The 18,517-nt window shown below is 59.7% G+C and carries 20 protein-coding genes; 13 read left to right on the plus strand and 7 right to left on the minus strand.

The genetic code is table 11. From position 1 onward, the window contains the following. The first annotated feature begins 195 nt into the window (after nucleotides 1-195). The 5 genes from AB4Z24_RS18785 (at nucleotide 196) to AB4Z24_RS18805 (ending at nucleotide 6,633) form a co-directional block, all read left to right on the plus strand. Nucleotides 196-1,359, plus strand: a complete 1,164-nt coding sequence (locus tag AB4Z24_RS18785) for an ABC transporter substrate-binding protein (RefSeq protein WP_441710579.1) — start codon at nucleotides 196-198, stop codon at nucleotides 1,357-1,359. 6 nt (nucleotides 1,360-1,365) lie between these two features. Continuing rightward, nucleotides 1,366-2,376 carry an ABC transporter ATP-binding protein gene (locus AB4Z24_RS18790; protein WP_441710580.1) on the plus strand — a complete coding sequence of 337 codons (1,011 nt, stop codon included), beginning with the start codon at nucleotides 1,366-1,368 and terminating at the stop codon, nucleotides 2,374-2,376. Continuing rightward, entirely contained in the window at nucleotides 2,373-3,266 is an 894-nt protein-coding gene (locus tag AB4Z24_RS18795) for an ABC transporter permease (RefSeq protein ID WP_441710581.1), read from the plus strand. Before AB4Z24_RS18790 ends, AB4Z24_RS18795 begins: the two co-directional genes overlap by 4 nt. Beyond that, on the plus strand, nucleotides 3,259-4,080 hold the full coding sequence (locus AB4Z24_RS18800; protein WP_441710582.1) for an ABC transporter permease: 822 nt from the start codon (nucleotides 3,259-3,261) through the stop codon (nucleotides 4,078-4,080). The genes AB4Z24_RS18795 and AB4Z24_RS18800 overlap by 8 nt, the downstream gene beginning before the upstream one ends. 99 nt (nucleotides 4,081-4,179) lie before the next feature. After that, entirely contained in the window at nucleotides 4,180-6,633 is a 2,454-nt protein-coding gene (locus tag AB4Z24_RS18805) for a GcvT family protein (RefSeq protein WP_441710583.1), read from the plus strand. Between the two features lie 6 nt (nucleotides 6,634-6,639). Here the strand turns inward: AB4Z24_RS18805 and AB4Z24_RS18810 are convergent, their stop codons facing one another. Together AB4Z24_RS18810 and AB4Z24_RS18815 are read right to left on the minus strand one after the other, a co-directional pair. Continuing rightward, entirely contained in the window at nucleotides 6,640-7,203 is a 564-nt protein-coding gene (locus tag AB4Z24_RS18810; RefSeq protein WP_441710585.1) for an NAD(P)H oxidoreductase, read from the minus strand. Further along, on the minus strand, nucleotides 7,200-8,711 hold the full coding sequence (locus AB4Z24_RS18815; protein ID WP_441710587.1) for an aldehyde dehydrogenase family protein: 1,512 nt from the start codon (nucleotides 8,709-8,711) through the stop codon (nucleotides 7,200-7,202). The genes AB4Z24_RS18810 and AB4Z24_RS18815 overlap by 4 nt, the downstream gene beginning before the upstream one ends. A gap of 68 nt (nucleotides 8,712-8,779) precedes the next feature. Here AB4Z24_RS18815 and AB4Z24_RS18820 point away from each other — a divergent pair, with 68 nt between their 5' ends. After that, entirely contained in the window at nucleotides 8,780-9,433 is a 654-nt protein-coding gene (locus AB4Z24_RS18820; RefSeq protein WP_441710588.1) for a helix-turn-helix domain-containing protein, read from the plus strand. A gap of 3 nt (nucleotides 9,434-9,436) precedes the next feature. Here AB4Z24_RS18820 and AB4Z24_RS18825 read toward each other — a convergent pair whose 3' ends face one another. Next, the gene (locus tag AB4Z24_RS18825; protein ID WP_441710589.1) at nucleotides 9,437-10,045 is read right to left on the minus strand and encodes a cupin domain-containing protein; all 609 of its coding nucleotides are present in this window, start codon (nucleotides 10,043-10,045) and stop codon (nucleotides 9,437-9,439) included. Nucleotides 10,046-10,125: 80 nt separating this feature from the next. Between AB4Z24_RS18825 and AB4Z24_RS18830 the strand changes: the two genes are divergently transcribed. From AB4Z24_RS18830 to AB4Z24_RS18850, 5 genes are all read left to right on the plus strand, one after another. Next, a complete protein-coding gene (locus AB4Z24_RS18830; protein WP_441710590.1) occupies nucleotides 10,126-11,058 on the plus strand; it encodes a helix-turn-helix domain-containing protein in 933 nt (310 codons plus the stop codon). A gap of 94 nt (nucleotides 11,059-11,152) precedes the next feature. Beyond that, a complete protein-coding gene (locus AB4Z24_RS18835; RefSeq protein ID WP_441710591.1) occupies nucleotides 11,153-12,556 on the plus strand; it encodes an acyl-CoA dehydrogenase family protein in 1,404 nt (467 codons plus the stop codon). Continuing rightward, on the plus strand, nucleotides 12,553-13,074 hold the full coding sequence (locus AB4Z24_RS18840) for a flavin reductase family protein (protein ID WP_441710592.1): 522 nt from the start codon (nucleotides 12,553-12,555) through the stop codon (nucleotides 13,072-13,074). The genes AB4Z24_RS18835 and AB4Z24_RS18840 overlap by 4 nt, the downstream gene beginning before the upstream one ends. 12 nt (nucleotides 13,075-13,086) lie before the next feature. Continuing rightward, nucleotides 13,087-13,611, plus strand: coding sequence for a 2,4'-dihydroxyacetophenone dioxygenase family protein (locus AB4Z24_RS18845; protein WP_441710593.1), 525 nt, complete (start codon nucleotides 13,087-13,089; stop codon nucleotides 13,609-13,611). Between the two features lie 190 nt (nucleotides 13,612-13,801). Beyond that, on the plus strand, nucleotides 13,802-14,029 hold the full coding sequence (locus tag AB4Z24_RS18850; RefSeq protein WP_441710595.1) for a hypothetical protein: 228 nt from the start codon (nucleotides 13,802-13,804) through the stop codon (nucleotides 14,027-14,029). An 89-nt stretch (nucleotides 14,030-14,118) separates the two neighbouring features. On the opposite strand, the gene AB4Z24_RS18855 is transcribed toward AB4Z24_RS18850, so the two are convergent. Continuing rightward, nucleotides 14,119-14,316, minus strand: coding sequence for a hypothetical protein (locus AB4Z24_RS18855; RefSeq protein ID WP_441710597.1), 198 nt, complete (start codon nucleotides 14,314-14,316; stop codon nucleotides 14,119-14,121). A gap of 409 nt (nucleotides 14,317-14,725) precedes the next feature. On the opposite strand from AB4Z24_RS18855, the gene AB4Z24_RS18860 reads away from it, so the two are divergent. After that, on the plus strand, nucleotides 14,726-15,478 hold the full coding sequence (locus AB4Z24_RS18860) for a DUF2092 domain-containing protein (RefSeq protein WP_441710599.1): 753 nt from the start codon (nucleotides 14,726-14,728) through the stop codon (nucleotides 15,476-15,478). Nucleotides 15,479-15,559: 81 nt separating this feature from the next. Here the strand turns inward: AB4Z24_RS18860 and AB4Z24_RS18865 are convergent, their stop codons facing one another. Together AB4Z24_RS18865 and AB4Z24_RS18870 are read right to left on the minus strand one after the other, a co-directional pair. Continuing rightward, on the minus strand, nucleotides 15,560-16,078 hold the full coding sequence (locus tag AB4Z24_RS18865) for an Hsp20/alpha crystallin family protein (RefSeq protein ID WP_441710600.1): 519 nt from the start codon (nucleotides 16,076-16,078) through the stop codon (nucleotides 15,560-15,562). Nucleotides 16,079-16,171: 93 nt separating this feature from the next. Then, nucleotides 16,172-16,429, minus strand: a complete 258-nt coding sequence (locus AB4Z24_RS18870; RefSeq protein ID WP_441710602.1) for a hypothetical protein — start codon at nucleotides 16,427-16,429, stop codon at nucleotides 16,172-16,174. Nucleotides 16,430-16,602: 173 nt separating this feature from the next. On the opposite strand from AB4Z24_RS18870, the gene AB4Z24_RS18875 reads away from it, so the two are divergent. Further along, on the plus strand, nucleotides 16,603-16,869 hold the full coding sequence (locus AB4Z24_RS18875) for a hypothetical protein (RefSeq protein WP_441710604.1): 267 nt from the start codon (nucleotides 16,603-16,605) through the stop codon (nucleotides 16,867-16,869). 18 nt (nucleotides 16,870-16,887) lie between these two features. Here the strand turns inward: AB4Z24_RS18875 and AB4Z24_RS18880 are convergent, their stop codons facing one another. Further along, entirely contained in the window at nucleotides 16,888-18,417 is a 1,530-nt protein-coding gene (locus tag AB4Z24_RS18880) for an FAD-dependent oxidoreductase (protein WP_441710606.1), read from the minus strand. Nucleotides 18,418-18,517 lie beyond the last annotated feature (100 nt).

Consider the following 18,517-nt stretch of genomic DNA (forward strand, 5'->3'; position numbering starts at 1 on the left):
GCCTTCTGCGTCCTCGTTGCATCGATAGCCAAGCCTTGCGTGCCGTCACGACAAGCAACGTCTGGCTCGCCACCCATGATCTGCCCTCAACGCGCGTCGACGTTTCCGGGGTTACGGCATTTGGGCGAAAGACCCGCCCGCAGCAGCACTTTGCAACCGCACAATCAGCAGCATCATCCATCGGGAGTTTCTGAAATGAATGACGGTGAAAACAAGACCGGCAAGAAAACTCTGTCTCGCCGCCAGCTATTGCAGGCCGGCAGCGTGGCCGCTGGTGCAGCGCTTCTGCCGATGCCCGCAATTATCGGCCGCGCGTATGCGCTCGATGCCAAGGATGCCTTCAAGGGTGAAGAGTTGACGGTGTGTGCTTGGTCGGGCGGGTACCTGGACTCGTTCAAAGCGGCAATCTCGGACCCCTTCAATGCGAAGTACGGCACCAAGATCTCGCTGGTCGGCGGCTGGGATCAGATGGTCGCGCAGATGAAGGCCGCGCCGGCAGGTAAACCTCCGTTCGACATCACCATCTCTGAAGAATACACCACGCTCGGCGCGCTCTCCGAAGGCCTCTACGCGAAGACGGATAGGTCCAAGCTTCCGCAGCTCGCCGACCTGCAGCCATTCTTTCTAACCGCACGGCCCGAGAGCGCACGCGACTACGGTGTGCCGCTGGGTCTAGGCTTCTCTCTGCCCCTGTTGAACACCGCCCTCACTGCTGACAAGCCGCTCAGCTGGTCGACGATGTGGGACAAGGATCTCGAGGGCAAGCTCGCGCTCGACGCCGGCGCTTACTGGTGGCTCATCGCCATTTCGGCGATCTGGGGCGCTAAAAAAGACTTCCAGGCCTTCTACGAGTGGAAGCCCAAGATGGCATCCGACCCAATCTTCGATGCGGTCGAACGACTGCGTCCTGCGAAGTATTACAAGGACGGCGCGGAGCTCTCGTTCCTTATGCTGCAGGAGCAGGCATCGTTTGCGCAGATCTATTCGGCGGACGCTCTCGGCCTTGTTCAGAACGGCGGCGCAACTTTCAAGACCGGCATTCCAGCCGACGGCACAGTCGCCTATGGCGATTGGTACATCAAGGTTAAAGGCACGCAGCACGATGCGCTCGCCGATGCCTTCCTCGGTTATTTGCTTGAAAAAGAAACACAGGATCGCTTCATTCAAGTGCAGATGTCTGTGATGTCGCGTAAGGATGTGACGGTGCCGGCCTTCTGGCACAACTATCCTAAAACGAACGAAGACCTGGTGAAAAACGTGCGCCTGATGACCATGCAGGGCCTGGAGCAGCTTTTGCCGAACTTCGATGCAATGGGTGAACGCTTCCAGCAAGCAGTGCTGAAGACTTCGAAGGGCTAAGACGGGATGGTTTGTGCCCTTCGATTGGAACGTGTCGTCAGGCGTTACGGAAGTCACGCCGCAGTCGATGAGATCGATCTCTCCGTTGAGAAAGGGGAGTTCCTAACGCTCCTCGGTCCAAGCGGCTGCGGAAAGACGACCACACTCCGTCTCATTGGCGGAATGGATCGTCCTGACGGCGGCATCATCGAGATCATGGGGCGCAGAGTCGACCGCCTGCCGAGTTACAAGCGCGATACGGCCACCGTCTTTCAATCCGGGGCATTGTTTCCCCACCTCACGGTGGCGGAGAACGTTGCCTACGGATTGAAGATGCGTGGCGTCGCCTCGGGCGATATCGCGCCGCGCGTGAAGCGCATCCTCGATGTCGTTCGGATGGCAGGCTTCAGCGAGCGCTATCCGGCTGAGATGTCGGGAGGCCAGCGGCAACGCGTGGCCCTGGCGCGCGCAATGGTCGTCGAGCCGAGCATATTGCTTTTCGACGAACCGATGAGTGCACTCGATCTGAAGCTCAAGCTCGAGCTTCGGACCGAGATCCGCCGTCTTCACGAGGAAGTGGGATTCACCGCAGTCTTCGTGACGCACGATCAGAGCGAGGCGATGGCACTCTCCGACCGTATCGCCGTCATGAACAAGGGCAAGATCGAGCAGATCGGCCCGCCGATAGAAATCTTCGAAAAGCCCGCGAGCGAATTCGTCTACACGTTCGTCGGCGAGTCCTGCTCTCTGCAGCTTCCGCCCATTCTCGGCGCCTCGACGACGGACGCCAGCGCACCGGTGGGCCGTCTGTTCATCCGGCCGACAAGCCTCGGGCTGGTCAACGGAGCGGGCGCCGAAAACGTCGTGACAGCGCGCGTCACGTCGGTCGAATATCTCGGCGGCATCTATCGAATTCATGCCGAAACGGATCGCGGAAGTCTCTTCTTCGATAGTCCCTTAGCGCCCGCTGTCGGTCCTGATCATATGGTCAGGATCGGCTGGAAGAGCGCCGACGCAACGTACTTTCCGCTCTCATGACGGCCGAGACCGACATCCTGCCGGCGCGCTCCAAGTTATCGGCCGCTCTACCGAGACTTCCGTGGCTGATATTGCCGACGCTGGTGTTCATCGTCGTCGCATTCGGCTGGCCGCTTCTTTATCTCGTGCGCATGAGCTTCAACGAGCATCCTGCGGGCGGCATCTACGTCGAAGCCTGGTCGCTGAAAAACTATCTCGTGGTGCTGACCGAGCCGAACATGCTCGCGGTGATCGGCAAGACGATTTACATTTCGCTCGTCACGGCGATCGTCACGGTCGTCGCGGCATTCTTCTTTGCGCAGTATGTTTGGCTTCGCGAAGGCCGCAACAGGATAATCCTCCTCGCGATCGCCATCGGACCGATGTTGATTTCGGAAGTCTCCGTCATCATCGGGTGGCGGATGTTCTTTCCATCGAATGGACTGCTGTCCTACGCGCTGATGTCGACTGGGCTCGCCGACCAGAAGGTCAATCTTCTCGGCACCGAGCTCGCGGCCATCGTGGGTCTGTCCTACATCTCGGTTTCCTATTGTTTCTTCTCGATCCTGAGCGTCCTGAACGGGATCGATCGCAATCTTCTGACCGCCAGCGCTGACCTCGGCGCGTCGCCCGCACGAACATTTTTCACCGTTCTGTTGCCGCTCGCGAAGGGCGGTATCGCGGCCGCCTTTACGCAGGCGTTCGTCTTCACGATGGGCATCTACGCAACGACGAATGCGCTCGGGCCGGATTCGCTCTGGACGATGCCCTACGAGATACAACTTCAGATGCTGACGCGCCGCAATTGGCCGATGGCCGCCGCGATTGCTGTCGTGCTGATTGCGATCATCGCAGTGGCGGCGATGGGAATCCAGTGGCTGCGGCACAGGAAGGGGTCGAGCCATGTTTGAGGAGCGCACCTTTCGCATTCTCCATCGTGCCTTCGCCGCGCTCTTCATATTATACGTGGTGCTCCCGCTCGCGATCACGGCGGTAGTGGCGTTCAGCGATGACAACGTCGTCCGCTTTCCGATCCGCGGCTTTTCTGGGCGCTGGTTCGGAGTGTTTTTCAACGATGCTCAATGGATCAACGCCGCCTGGAATTCACTTCAGATTGCGTTGATCACCGCGGTCATGTCGATGGTCCTGGCGCTGCCTGCGTCCTACGCATTGGCGAACGGCAAGAAGGCTCGTCCGGTCCTGCAAACGCTTTTGATTTTACCGCTGTTCGTCCCCGGCGTTGTGCTGGGCATATCGGTGGCGATGGGCCTCGGTTCCATCAATCTCTTCGGCTACGACCTCTTCGGTTCGAGAATTCTTGTCGCCTGCGCGCACACTCTTTGGGCGTTGCCATTGGCGATTACCGTTCTCATTCCGACGTTCGAGACGCTCGATAAGAGCTTGATGGAAGCTGCGGGAGATCTCGGCGCGTCGCCGCTCCGGGCGTTCTTCAATGTGATCATGCCCGTCGCGATGACGGGTATCGTCTCGGCAGGGCTCTTCGCGTTCATCACGTCGCTGAACGAATTCATCATGGCGCTCTTCCTGACGACGCGCGATACGCAGACGCTGCCGGTAATGCTTTGGCTTTCGCTCCGCTCGAGCGCGACGCCTCAGATCGCGGTCGCTTCCTTCGTTCTGGCAGGTTCCGTGTTCACTGCCGTTGGCCTCGCGTATGCCTGGTTTACGCTCTCGCGCCGCCGCCGCGAGCCAGCAGCTTTCTGAAAATTTCCGATAACAATAATTCATAAGTGAAATTTTCTATTGAAAATTTCACAAGCGCGAAGGATGATCCCTTCAGGGAAATCAGTCGATAGGCGGGGTATGATGTCTTCGTTCCGGAATCGCGTTGAGGTTCTGATTGTCGGAGGAGGCGTCGCCGGCGTCTCGATTGCCTATCACTTGGCGAAGCTGGGCATCACCGACGTCATGCTCTGCGAACGCAAGCAGCTGACGTGCGGCACGACCTGGCATGCAGCCGGTCTCGTCACGCAGCTCCGCGCCACCCGCAATATGACGGAGCTGGCAAAGTACACCGGCGAACTCTTCGCTAGCCTCGAATCCGAGACGGGGCAGGCCACCGGCTTTCGTCAAAACGGCGCCCTTCGCGTTGCGAAGCACGAAGGCCGCTTTGAGGAACTGAAGCGCGGCGCCTCGATGGCGCGTAATTTCGGGCTGCCGGTCAAAGTGCTGCGGCCGGAAGAACTCAAGGAGCGGTGGTCGCCGCTGAATATCGACGGCATCGTCGGCGGCCTCTGGGCGCCGAAAGACGGTCAGGTCAATCCGGTCGACGTGACGATCGCGATGGCGAAGGGCGCACGCAACGCCGGCGCCACCATCCTCGAGAACATCCGTGTCGAACGCATCCTCGTCGAAAACGGCCGTGCCGTTGGCGCAATCACCGATCAAGGCGAAGTGCGCGCCAAGAAGGTCGTGATTTCCGGCGGAATGTGGTCGCGTGATCTTGCGGCGTTGAGCGGCGTATCGCTGCCGCTCCATGCGGCAGAGCATTTCTATATCGTCACCGAACAGTTGCCGAACCTGCCGCGCGATTTGCCCGTTCTCTTCGTCACGGACGAGGAGGCCTACTACAAGGAGGACGCTGGCAAGATCCTTCTTGGCTGCTTCGAGAAGAACGCTAAGCCCTGGGGCCACAACGGCATCTCTCCGGACTTCTGCTTCGACTCGCTGCCCGAAGACTTCGAGCATTTCGAGCCGATATTGGAAAAGGCGATGAACCGCGTGCCGATGCTCGCGGAAGCCGGCATCCAGCTCTTCTTCTGCGGGCCCGAAAGCTTCACGCCCGATGACCGCTATTTGCTCGGCGAAACGCCCGAAGTCGAAAACCTGTTCTGCGCCTGCGGTTTCAACTCCATCGGCATCCTCTCATCGGGTGGCGTCGGCAAGGCGCTATCGCAGTGGATTCGCGACGGTCGGCCGCCTGTCGAGCTGACGGACGTCGATGTGCGCCGCATGATGCCGTTCCAGTCGAACAGCAAGTATCTTTATGAACGAACGACCGAAACACTCGGTCTGCTTTTCGACATGCACTGGCCCTACCGGCAGTTCGAAACCGCGCGCAACGTTCGCCGCAGCCCCTTCCACGACCGGCTGATCGCCCAAGGCGCGTTCATGACGGAAGCCGCAGGTTACGAGCGTCCCGGCTTCTTTGGTGCGCCGGGAACGAAGCCCGAAATCGAATATAGCTACGGGCGTCAGAACTGGTTCGGCTTGACTGCCGAGGAGTGCCGGGCCACGCGCGATGCCGTTGCCTTGTTCGACCACAGCTGCTTCACAAAGTTCGCAGTCGATGGACGCGACGCGTGTGCCGCGCTCAATCGCATCTGCGCCAACGACATCGACGTTCCCGTCGGCCGTCTCGTATACACGCAGTGGCTCAACGAGCACGGCGGCATCGAGGCGGACGTCACCGTCACGCGCCTCTCAGAGACGTCCTTCATGGTGGTCTCGATAGCGGTTTCGCAGGTTCGCGATTTCGCCTGGCTGACGCGCCATCTCCCGAAGGATGCGCACGCTTTCGCCCGCGATATCTCGTCGGGTCTGCCGATGCTGGCGCTGATGGGCCCAAAATCGCGCGAGCTTTTAAGCGCCATCTCGAACGCCGATCTGTCGAACGCGGCATTCCCGTTCGGCACCAGCCGCGAAATCGAGATCGGTTATGCGAAGGCTCGCGTCAACCGCGTGACTTTCGTCGGCGAACTCGGCTTCGAAATTCTGATGCCGGCCGAATTCGCTCAACACATCTTCGATGTCCTCGTCGAGGCTGGCAAAGCCTTTGGTCTGAAGCAAGCCGGCTACTTCGCAATGAATTCGCTGCGCATGGAAAAGGGCTACCGGCACTGGGGGCACGATATCGGCGAGGACGACACGCCGCTGGAAGGCGGCCTCGGCTTCGCAGTCACCTGGGACAAGAAGGGCGGCTTCGTCGGCCGCGAGGCACTGCTAAAGCAACGCGAAAGCGGTCCCCTCAAAAGGCGGCTCGTGCAAATTCAGCTCGAAGGGGCTGACGCTCCGTTGCTCTATCATGAGGAGCCGATCTGGCGCGATGGCAAGGTGATCGGCTCGGTGACGTCCGGCGGCTATGGCCACCGCATCGGCGCATCGCTCGGCATGGGCTACGTGCGCTGCGATGAGGGCGTCACCGCCGAGTGGCTTGCCGCTGCGCCACTCGAAGTGGAAGTAGCCTGGAAGCGCTATCCCGCCCGCGCGCAGCTCGGGCCGTGGTACGATCCGAAGGGCGAGCGCATCAAAAGCTGAGCGGGTTCAGAATTCAGATCCGAGACGCCGTGCGGTCGCGAGAATGGTCTCGGGCCCCGGTGGTCCTTCGATCGCGTCGAACAGAATCTCGAGCCGCGTCTCCGCAATGCCGCAATAGCCAAGAATGCCGACTTCGAGCTGAGTGCGCATGGCATCGTCATAACCGCGCTTTGCGTAGGCCTCTGCCGAACTCCCCGCGATCGCAAGCATCCATGCGCGGCTGTGCGGATATTTCCGGTCGCCGTAAGCCCAGCCGTTGTTCCAGACGCGATCGATCCAGCCTTTGAGAAGCGCTGGCATCGACCACCACCACACCGGAAAGACCATCACGGTCGCGTCGTTGCGCTCGATGCGCGCCATCTCGGCCCGCACCGCTGCGGAATAAACCTTATTTGAATCGGACCAATCCGGTTCGTCAGGCTCCCTGAGAACCGGATCGAACCCTTCCGCCGTGAGATCCGCAATTTCGATCTCGTGGCCGTTGCCCTTCGCCGCCTCGGCAAACGCTTTGGCGGCGGCGAAGGTGAGCGATTCCGCGCGCGGATGGGCTGTGACGAGAAGAATTTTCATGCGCTGGGTTCGAAGCTTTCCGCCTTGGAATAGGGAAACCACCAGAAGTCCTGGTTCGAGGCTTTGGGGTCGATCATCACGAACTTGGTGTTCTGGAACTGCGCAAGGCCCTCCGGCCCGAGCTGGCGTCCGCTGCCCGAAAGCTTTCGTCCGCCGAAGGGCAGGGCGTCGTTATCGAGCAGAGGCGCATTCACCCACAGGATGCCGCTTTCGATTTCGCGTACCGCGCGGAAGGCTTCATCCATGTCGAGCGAATAGAGGTTGGCGCCAAGCCCGAAGCGCGAGCGATTGGCGAGAGTGATAGCCTCGTCGAAAGATTTCACCTTGCAGATCGGCGCGACGGGGCCGAACGGCTCCTCGTTCAGGATCTCCATATCGGGCGTCACGCCAGTGAGAACGGTCGGCTCGACGAACCAGCCCCGATTGAGCGTCGCAGGACGTCCGCCGCCGGTTGCGGCCTTGGCACCCTGTTGACGCGCCCGCGCCATCAGCCCTTCGAAACGATCGCGCTGACGGCTGGTCGCGAGCGGGCCGAGATCGACGGCGCCGAGTCCGTTGCCGATGCGCAGCTTGCGTGCTTCCTCGACGAGCCCTTCGACGAAGGCATCGTGAATGGATTCATGCACGTAGAACCGCTCGGCCGACGTGCACACCTGCCCGCAATTGAGGTAGGCGGCAAACGCCGCGCCCCTGACGGCCATGTCGAGCGGCGCCGACGGCATGACAATGAATGGATCGTTGCCCGAAGCTTCGATGAGGCTCGGCTTGAAACTCTCCGCGCACGTGCGCGCCACCGCCTGACCCACTGCAACGGAACCCGTGTAGGCGACGCCATGCGTCTTCGGGCTGGCGATAAGCCGCTGGCCGACGCGCGCGCCGCCGGTCACGACTTGCAGCAATCCGGGCGGTAGACCTGCGAAAACCTCCATGAACTTCAGCGTCGTGAGGCTCGTCTGCTCATGCGGCTTGATGATGACGGAGTTCCCGCCCGCCAGCGCCGCCGCGGCTTCCCAGCACAACAAAACGAGTGGATAGTTGAACGGCAGGATGATCACGATCGTGCCGAGCGGTTCCTTGACGCTGAAGTGAAATTGCCCCGGCACCGTCGCACCCGCGAGACGTCCCGTCTCGTGCCGCGCAAGCTCGGCATAGTAGTCGATCGCCGTGGCGCACCAGGAAACCTCGTCGACGGATTCCTTGAACGGCTTGCCCTCTTCGCGCGTCAGGCACTCCGCGAACGGCCGCCGGTCCCGGCGAAGCGTGGCCGCGATATCGTGAAGGACGACCGCCCGGCTTCGTGCGTCCATCGCCATCCAAACGCGGCGTGCATCATTGGCCGTATCCATGACGGCATCGACTTCATCGTCGGGACAATCGGCGATCGATCCGATCTTGTCTTCGGTGGCTGGATCGATGACGTCGAAGTGCTCGCGGGCCTTGCTGGCGACGAATTTGCCTCCAGCGTAGATTTTGCCGGATAGGAATGCGAAGTCGTCCAAAGCCGCCATCGGCGTTCTCCCCGTTGGATACGATTGGAAGCAGTGTATAAATTTATCGAACACATTGCTATAAAAATATGATCGAGCCGAAACCGCTGCAGCGCAAACAGGAAACGATGGCACAAACGAAGAAGAGCAAGACCGCGGTCGCAACAAAAAACCGCGCCCGGGCGGAGGAGGCGAGCGAGCTTGCCGTCGGCTCGCGTCTCAAATCCGTGCGTGAGGCGGCAGGCCTTTCGCAGCGCGAACTCGCCAAACGTGCAGGCGTCACGAACGCGACGGTTTCGATGATCGAGCAGGAAACGCACGCTCCGTCGCTCGCGTCCCTGCATCGCCTCCTGGCTGCGATCCCGATTTCGCTTGCTGACTTTTTTGCTCTACCCGTGTCGCAGAAGAACGCGCTTTTTTACGACGCGGAAGATCTCGCGGTCGTCTCGCGCGGCGCCGCCGATCTCCGTGTGCTCGGCAGCGAGCGCCGCGAGAAGAAGCTGCAAATGTTTATCGAGCGCTATAAGCCGGGTGCAGGCACCGGCGAAGATCCGATCGTGTTCGACGGCGAAACCGCGGTCGTTGTCGTTCAAGGAACGATTGAAGTGGAGGCGGATGGTGAGATCCGCCGGCTGACCAAAGGCGGAGGTTACCAGCTCTTCGGGCGTGTACCCTATCGCCTGCGCAATATCGGCAAGATCGAAGCGATTATCGCCTGCGCCTGCACGCCGCCAATTATTTGAGCCTCAATACGATGGTGGCGTAATGGCCCACACCACGACAGTCTCGACGTTGCCGGGATTGCGATAGCGGTGCGGCGTCGTCGATGGGAAACTGAAGCTATCGCCTTCCCGTAGCGTGAACGATTGTTCGCCAATCCAGAGCTCGAGCGAGCCCGTGAGAACCAAGCCGGCCTCTTCACCCTGATGCGTATAGGGCGATCCGGTCTCGGTCGCTCCCGGGGGAAATCGCGACATCAGCAACTCGAGCTGCCCCCGGAGATTAGGAGACAGAAGCTCGTCGGTTATCCCCGATGAAAAACGTAAGGTCCGCCTGTTGCTGGCGCGAACGATATAGTCGCGCTCGTCCGGATCTCCGCCTTCTGCGTTATGCAGAAACCACCCGATGGTGACGCCGAGCGCCTTGGCGATATCGTGCAGCGTCTTGATGCCCGGAGATGCGATCCCGCGCTCGATTTCGCTTAAGTGTCCGATCGATAGCGACGTCGCGAGAGAGAGTTCCTTGATCGTCAGCCGCTTGGCTTTTCGCAAATCCCGGATCTCGGCGCCCACTCGCGAAGGCGTCAGATCCTCATCCGCAGAGACGGTCGCCGCCCTTTCTTTCGCCGCCGACATTTTCCGACCCCCTAGTCCTTTGATTGCCAACGCCTAAAATTTCGACTTGTCAGGCGAAATTTGCAAGGCATAATTTCGCTATGCTGAATTTATCAGACAGCCTCGCACCCCAACGTGATGCGCACCCCGACATTTCGTCGGCGAGGGCTTGGATCGGCAAACTTGGCGGAAACCCCGTGAAGCCCCAAAGCTTCGCGGCATCGGAGGTTCTCGCCGTCGGCCATTTTCGTTTTGACGGACTGGCGGAAGAAGTCGAGGCGCCCCAGCTTCCCTTTCACTACATCTCGGTCACGCTCGGCGGGCCATTGATCATCGAAGCGCGCCTCGGGGGAGAGAAGGTCAAGGCGCGCGTTCTGCCTGGCCAATCCCTGATCATGGCGGCGGAACGCAGCAACATCTGGCGCTGGGATCGGCCGACGGAGGAAGCGCACGTTTTCCTTCACGCTGATTTTCTCGAACGCGTCGCGTCCGATGCCGGTAAGGGGCGGGCGGAAATCTGCGACCGGCTCGCATTCACCGACACGCGGCTTCGTCACACGATCTTGGCGCTCACCGAAGAAATGCAGCGTTATGGGCGCATTTCGACGCTTTTCTTCGATATGGCGGCGGATGTTCTCGCGCGCCGCATCCTGTTTCGTCATTGCGAGAAGAACGGAAAATCCGGTTCGAAGGGCAGCGCCGGAGCGCTGACTGCGCGTCAGCTTCGGCGCGTCCTGGAGGTTGTCGAGGATCGGCTATCTCAGGATATTTCGCTCGACGACCTTGCGAGCGCAGCGGGCCTCAGCCGGTTTCACTTTGTGCGCGCCTTCAAGACAGCCGTTGGCATGCCGCCACACCGTTGGCTCGTCGGCCTGCGTATCGAACACGCCAAGGAACTGCTCTTGAGCCGCACCGCGACGATCATAGAGGTCGCCGCGCTCGTCGGGTTCGAAAGCCAGAGCCATTTCGGTCAGGTTTTCCTCAGCCAGGTCGGCATGCCCCCGCGCGAATGGCGGCGCCGCGCGCTTTCCTGAGCAAATAGCGCAATTTTCCGAGAGACGACCCCCCTCCCTACCGCCCATCATTCCTCGAATAGGAGCGGGGGTTGGCCGCTGCCGGGAGATAATAATGACGACAATGTGGGGCGATAGCGCCTATTACGGACTTGACGCGGAATTCGATCCGGACTGGTTCCTGACGCGCGAACAAAAAGAGCTGCGCCGCGAGCTGATCGAGGTTTGCCACAAGGTCCTCAGGCCAAACGCGATCGAGTGCGACAAGACCAACGCGTATCCGCGCGCGAACGTCGAAGCGCTCGCCAAGCTACGGCTCCTGGCGGCGATCGTCCCCAAGGAATTCGGCGGCAGGGGCGAAAACCACGTCGGCCTCACCATGATCGCCGAGACGATTGCGCGTTACGGCTGTCCGTCCACTGCGCTGATCTACATGATGCACATGGTGGCGGTCGCAGGGCTCGTCTATCGTGCCAAAGGCAACAGCGAGATCGAAAGCCTGCTGTCGCGCATCGACAGCGAAGCCCTTATCGGCACGGCATCCTACACCGACCCCGAAACCGGCGGTCATTTCTGGTACCCGAAGATGTCCGGCGCGAAGCGCGTCGAAGACGGATGGCACGTCCACAAGAAGGCTGCTTGGACGACATCGTCTGGCTACGCCGATTGGTACATCTCGCAAACGACAAGCCCGGATTTCGACGGCAACTACGGCAACCTCTCCGTCTTCCTGTTCTACAAGAACGAGGTGCGCGGCTCCGCGGGTAAGTGGGACGCGATGGGCATGCACGGGAACCAATCCGGGCCCGTCGAAATCGATACCGTCGTTCCATTAAACCGCATCGTCGGATGGCCAGGTGACGGCGCGATGTCGAACGACGAAGCCATCGACCCGCTCGCGATGCTGATGTATGCGGGCTCGTACAACGGCCTCGGACTTGCGTGTATCGATGTTGCGAAACGCCATGTAACCCGCAAGGCCCACGTGCAGTATGGCCGCCGCGTTGCAGACTACCCTACGATCCAGGATACCTTCGGCCGTGCGATCATGGACGGCCAGGCCTCTCGCCTCTATGCCTACTCGGTCGCCAAGGCTCTTGACGACGCAACGGATGGCGGACGCTGGGACATTTACTACGAAGACCCAAAGGCGATGCCGCGCGCCGAATACGCGTTATGGTGCTTCAAGGCGAAGTTCATCTCGACTCGCTTCTGTTTCGAAGTTTCCGACAAGATGCTGCAAGCGTGCGGTGGTCGCGGCTACATGCGCGATCTCGAGCTGGAGCGTCTCGTACGCGACTCGAAGGCCGGCTGGATCATGGCACCCTCGAACGAAGTCACGGCGCAGCTCATCGGCAAGTGGGGCCTGTTCGGCGCCGAAGCGGTCGACTGGTGGAATCAGAAGGTCGATGAGCCCGTTCTGATGAACGAGCTCGGCAAGCTCGATGACGCCGGAAAGCAGCGCATCATCCAAAAGCTGACCGCCGAGATTCAAACCAAGAAGGCCGCTGCGGAATGATTGTTGCCGACGATTGGATAACGCCTGACGATCCTTTGGACCTGCGCAAGGCGCTCGGCTGCTTTGCAACGGGCATCACGATCATCACGGGAACGACGGAGGAAGGAGCACGCTTCGGCTTGACCGCATCGTCCTTCCAGCCCGTCAGCCTGACGCCACCGCTCGTCCTTTATAGCGTCCGCAAAGGCGCGGCCAGCGTCGATCTCGTGAAGGGCAGCGGATCGTTCTGCGTGAACGTGCTCCGTCATGAGCATGTCGAACTCGCCAAGCGTTTCGCGGCTCCGATCGCGGATCGCTTCGAAGGTCTCGAGTGGGTTCGCGGATCACTGGGCTGCCCCGTGTTGCCGGACGCCATCGCCGCTTTCGAGTGCCGCCTGTGGGCCACATACGATGGAGGCGATCACGAGATCGTCGTCGGTAAGGTTGCGAAAATGCGGCGCGCTCCTGAGGGCATCCCGCTCGTTTACTTTCGCGGCGAATTCCATCCGATCGTTGCCGATGCCCCGCGCATATCCTGAGAGGTTTTGCTGATGACACTTATCGCTCCGGTCAAGTCGGAACACGTCACGTTCGATCCGCCTGAGTTCGCTCACCTCGGAATGATTCCCGAGCTGGTCGTGGGCCCGGTGAAGGATGAGCGCGTATGGGTGCTGCTCGAGCCGAACGTCTGGTTTCGCCCACTGTTTTTCGACATGAACTCAGGGTCACACGGAGAAGTGCTGAGAGTCATAAAAGGCGGGGTTCTATCGCGTCATCGTCACCCGTCGCCGGTGCACGGATTCGTCCTCAAGGGCAGCTGGAGATATCTCGAGCATACGTGGCGCGCGACGGAAGGCTCCTACGTCATGGAGCCGCCCGGAGAGACGCACACTCTGACATGCGACAGCGGCGACGAAATGCAGACCATGTTCATCATTCAGGGCGCGACGCTGTACATCGACGAGCAGGATAAAGTCACGCTCGTCGAGGACAACTTCCAGCTCATCGAAGCCTGCCGCAAACACTACGAAGCGGTCGGTCTCGGCGCGGACTTCGTCAATCAGTTCATTCGCTAGCATCAGCGCTCCGGCGACCCTCTCGCATCTTTGGGGAGAAGCTCGGGGGAGCGGGGACACTGGCCGAACGCTGGAAAGCGCGGGTCGCAAGGCCCGCGCTTTTCATTGCTACGGGGCCCCGGCGTTGCCAGATGGGAACCAATGGCCCTGATCGGTGATTTCCATGGCATCATTGCCGTGGAGAGACTTTATGGCCGCTCAACAAGACGTTTCATCGACCGTCCGCGACGCGACGAGCGCCGCCAAGCGAAATATCGATCAAACCGCCGACTACGCCGTCTCAGTCATCGATGACGTTCAAAGCATCGGAACCGAGTTCAAACGCGCAGTGAACAAGTCGTTGAAGAAGGAGCCCTATACGACGCTCGCCATGGCGGCGGCAGCGGGCTTCATTCTGGGCGCTCTATGGCGGGCATGAACAAGCGCGAAATTTGCGCGTGGGTAGTGCGCCCCATCAATGTGAGATAAAAAATCGACCCCGGAGTGGCTCCGGGGCCGACGATGTAATTACTTCTTCTTACGAGAGTCTTCGCACTTGCCGCCCTTCCAGTACTTGAAGGTGCCCTTGCAGTCCTTTTTCTTGACCTTTTTCACCTTGTGATGGTGCGCCGCCTTGTGCGGCTTCGCCTTTGCGAAAGCGTCCTGCGCCGAACCCATTCCGCCCAAGCTGAAGATCGCCAGAGCGAGCACTGTCATAAGTCTCATAGGTGTAGTCCCCCAAAAACCGATCTTAAGTGATCAGATGGGTTCCGCTTATCTTAAATCTGTGACAAGTGCGTGTAACGAAATACCGGTCCCCACAAGGCACCGGATTCTCGATCATTTTCTCACTTCGCTCGCCAACATCTCGTCGTAGGCGAGCACGGCGTCGAGAAGCACCTGGGCCTCTTTGCAGGCCCTTTCCGATCGGTCGCTGCCGCACCCCTCCGGGCCGTCCTCGGATCCCTCCGTGTTGATCTGAAATTTTTACGCCGCGTTGACGACAAGCGCAGAAGTGGCGCTGAGAAAATCAAAAGCTAAGCGATGTTGTCGCGCATCGCAGGAATCCGAATAAGGCAGAAGATCATCGGGCGGACCGTTTTGGCGCCCTGACGGAAGAAGTGGGTGCAGTTTCATGTCATTTCGCGCGCTATTTTGTACTTTGTTTTGTTTGATTGCGGTCCCGGCCAGTGGCCAGGAATTGGCGGAAGGTCCGGCGAATGCGGAAGCCGCCTCGGCATTGCCGCCCACGCTGAAGGAGCTTCGAGAATTTATCGACGCCCAGCAGGATATGGATTTTCAAACGACGTTCCACGGGTCAAGCAATGTGTTGGATACGACAACACAAGGAACGGGACAGTTTACGACGCGGCGGCCGAATTTGTTTCGAATCAAGGCGAGCAGCGGCGTCAACGCCTATGAATATATCTCCGATGGGACCGTACTGACGATTTATAACGTCCACACCAACGCGTATGCGCAAACGGCAGCTCGCCCGTCAGTGCTCGGAAACATGACGCTGATCGCCGGGTTAATGGCGTTTCAGGCGCGCATCTTTGATTTCTTTGCGGCGCTCGATCAGGCGGCGGCCGGAGGAGGGGGTGTAAAGATCACGGCGAAAGGCACGGAATCCGTCGGCGGCCGTGAATGCGATCGCTTTGACGTCGTCACGATGACCGAAAAATGGGAGTCCTGGGTGGAAAAGGCGGCGCCCCATCTGCCATGCAAGCTCTCGAGCCGCGACGTGGATGATCCATCAGCAATGGTGCAGATCAACGAATTCACCTGGAAAAAAGCCCCGACCATCGATCCGGCGACATTCCAATTTTCGCCGCCGCATGGGAGCAAAAAACTCGATATCGGCACACTGTTGGCCACGCCCCAGTAATCGAATAATGCGCGCCGCCGGCGTAGATAACGAGCAGGAGCCTCACCTGAACAGATGAGGCGCCTGTTCTCTCGCCGTTGCCTAATGCGTTTGTGAGGACTCGGACGACTTACTTTCCTTGCCGCCCTTGGCGTCTTTCACCTCGATTTTTTTTGCCTCGGCATGAGCGGGTTTTGGGATCGTAATCCTCAACACACCTTCCGACATCATTGCGTTGATCTTCGACGTATCCACGCCCGCCGGCAGCTCGATTGTTCGTAGGAAATTTCCATAGGCGCGTTCGCTGACGAAGACGTTCTTATTCTCCCGATTGGACTCGACTCTCTTCTCGCCACGGATCGTGAGCATGTTGTCTTCCAGAGAAATTTCGACATCGCGCCGTTCGAGCCCAGGCATCTCCACCGAAACGTCGATCTCCCTTTCGCTTTCGGCAACGTCGATGTTGGGCAGAAGATTCATAGACATTGATGATTGAGAGGTGAGCCCGCGCGAAAAATCATCGAACAGGCGATCGATTTCGCGGTGAAGCGGGCCAAAAAGCATGGCGCTTGAACGATGATCGCCGCGCTGCGTAGCGGGAACTTGCGGTCTTAGTTTCATTGTTGCGATCCTTTCCTTGCGTTCGATTGGGCGATTCCTCGGCTTGGCGTTTGCGCGCCGCCACGGCACCGGCAATTGGCTTGGCGTTCGGGGTCATGCAATTGGCGCCGCGCAGTTCGAGTTTTCTCGCACGATCGGCGGCCGGCTCTTCGCCGTGAGCGCGCCGTCGTCAATCATATGGCCCAGCGACACATCCATCGCGACCTGGATTTTTCGCACCACGCGTTTTGTGGCGTCGCGCTTCGGAATGGTGGGATGGCGTCCACTGAGCGTGCTTGGCAGTCTTTGCCAAGCACGTTTATGTTCCCTGAAGAAAACCAGGAGATTTGTCCTTTCGCCGGTTCCGCTCATCGAGATGGTTCGCTCGCATGCAGACAAATGCGCGCGAAATGGTTGAGCTGCGCTCAACACACTTTTTGCCGACATAGAACAGCGCAGCTCCGTTCGGGGAAATATGGGGTGAATTGGAACCGCTGACGTGAAGCACTGTTGGATATTGTTCACGACTATCGAGAGTGGCGATAATGACCGGCATCTCAAGTCAGTGGGTCAGCAATCTGCTCCAGGTGTTGGCGTATATGGTCGGCCCGGTCGTCTTGGGCGCGATGCTCTTCTATGGAATCTCGCGCTCGCGGAATCGGCGGGATGCCACCGCCGGCAAGGCTCAGGATGACGCTGTACGCAAACTCTATTCCGAAGCGGAGGCTGAACGCTCTGCGAAGGAGCAGGCGGCGGAAAAATCCTCAAATCCGATCGACATCATCGAACGCAAATCCGGAATGACGGGTTAGTTTTCAAGCCCTGGCAAGCTACGGCCGCGCGGCGATCGCATTCTCAAATTCGACCTCTTCACGGAGGTTTGCGAGGTCGCGCGATACTGTGGCGACTGCCAACTTTTTACGTTCTTGAAAATATGAAACCCTGCAATTGCCCGCCGCGGGATCGCCGCTGATTTCGACATGAGTCCAGCGCTCGGCATGTCCGACGTAGCGGATTGCGACGTCGTAATGCTGGCTCCAGAAGAACGGCACAGCGTCAAACCGCTCATTGTATCCGAGTATGTTGCGCGCGGCTGTCTGGCCTTGCCGCTCGGCCACGACCCAATGCTCGACGCGAATGGCGTTTCCCGTAAGCGGGTCGGGCCAGCGCGCGATATCGCCCGCAGCGAAGATGCCCTGCGCGCTCGTCTGCAGGTACTCGTCGACGACGATGCCATTGTCGACCGTTAGGCCGGCTTGCGAAGCGAGTTCGACATCGGGTCGAACGCCGATGCCGGCAACAATGAGATCCGCTTCGATCATTTCTCCGTTCGTAAGCGCAATGCTGCTTTCGTCGATCGCCGCGGCGCTCGTGCCCAGATGGAATATGACGCCGTGTTCCTCATGCACGGCTTTGATCATGTCGCCAAGCTCCGGGCCAAGGATGCGCTCGAGTGGCCGTGATTGTGGCCCGATCACATGCACCTCGAGGCCACGCTCTCTGAGCGCAGCCGCGGCCTCCAATCCGATGAAACTCGCGCCGACCACGGCGATCCGCTTGGCATTCTTGGCTTTCGCGATGAGTGAAAGGCTATCGTCGAACGTGCGCAGGTAATGAACTTTCGGCAGACCCACACCGGGAACGTCGAGACGAACGGGAGTAGCGCCGGTCGCCAGCAACAACGCGTCGAACGCGACACGGCCGCCGTCTTTGAGCGTCACGCATCGTGCCGCCGTATCGATGGAAGTAACCGGTGCGCCGAGGCGAATGTCGATTTGCTTTTTTTCGTAAAATTCGGCGGAGCGCAGCGGTATCCAATCCGCAGGCGCCGTGCCAGCGAGGAAGTCCTTTGAAAGATTGGGCCGATCGTATGGGAGTGCATCGTCGGCACTAAGCATCGTTATGGCCCCGTCATAGCCTTCGCGCCTCAGCATCTCGGCGGTGGCATTGCCAGCCGCCCCGCCACCGACGATGACGACCGAGCGCAATCCCGTCCCACTGCGCGCGTGCTTACGGTCCACCTTGATCTTTTCGCGCACGAAGAGCATTTCGCCATCTCGATCGACGCGCCAGCAGGCAACGGGACTGAGTGCAGGGGCGCGAAGAGCCTCGCCTGTGCGCAAGCTGAAGCAAGCGTGATGCAGTGGACAGCGAACCGTGTCGCCTACCTGCAAGCCTTCGGCGAGGGGACCGTTGTAGTGCGTGCAAACCGCACCGATAGCGAAAATCTCATCGCCATGTCGAGCAACCAGGACCGTGTCATCGCCAACACGACCCAGCAACATTGTACCAGGCGAAAGCGCCGAAGCAGCAAAGCCCTGCGTAAGATCCAGTCCGTTCGGCTGCGCAGCTTCAGACATCTCACCATTCTCCGCTTTTGGCAGCAGTGAACGTCGCAATTTGCTATTCAATAGGCCACTGCGGAGACTGTTTCAACACAGTCGCGGGTCCCGTTCGCTG

It is taken from the genome of Hyphomicrobium sp. 2TAF46 (assembly GCF_052114865.1).
Lineage (GTDB): Bacteria > Pseudomonadota > Alphaproteobacteria > Rhizobiales > Hyphomicrobiaceae > Hyphomicrobium_B.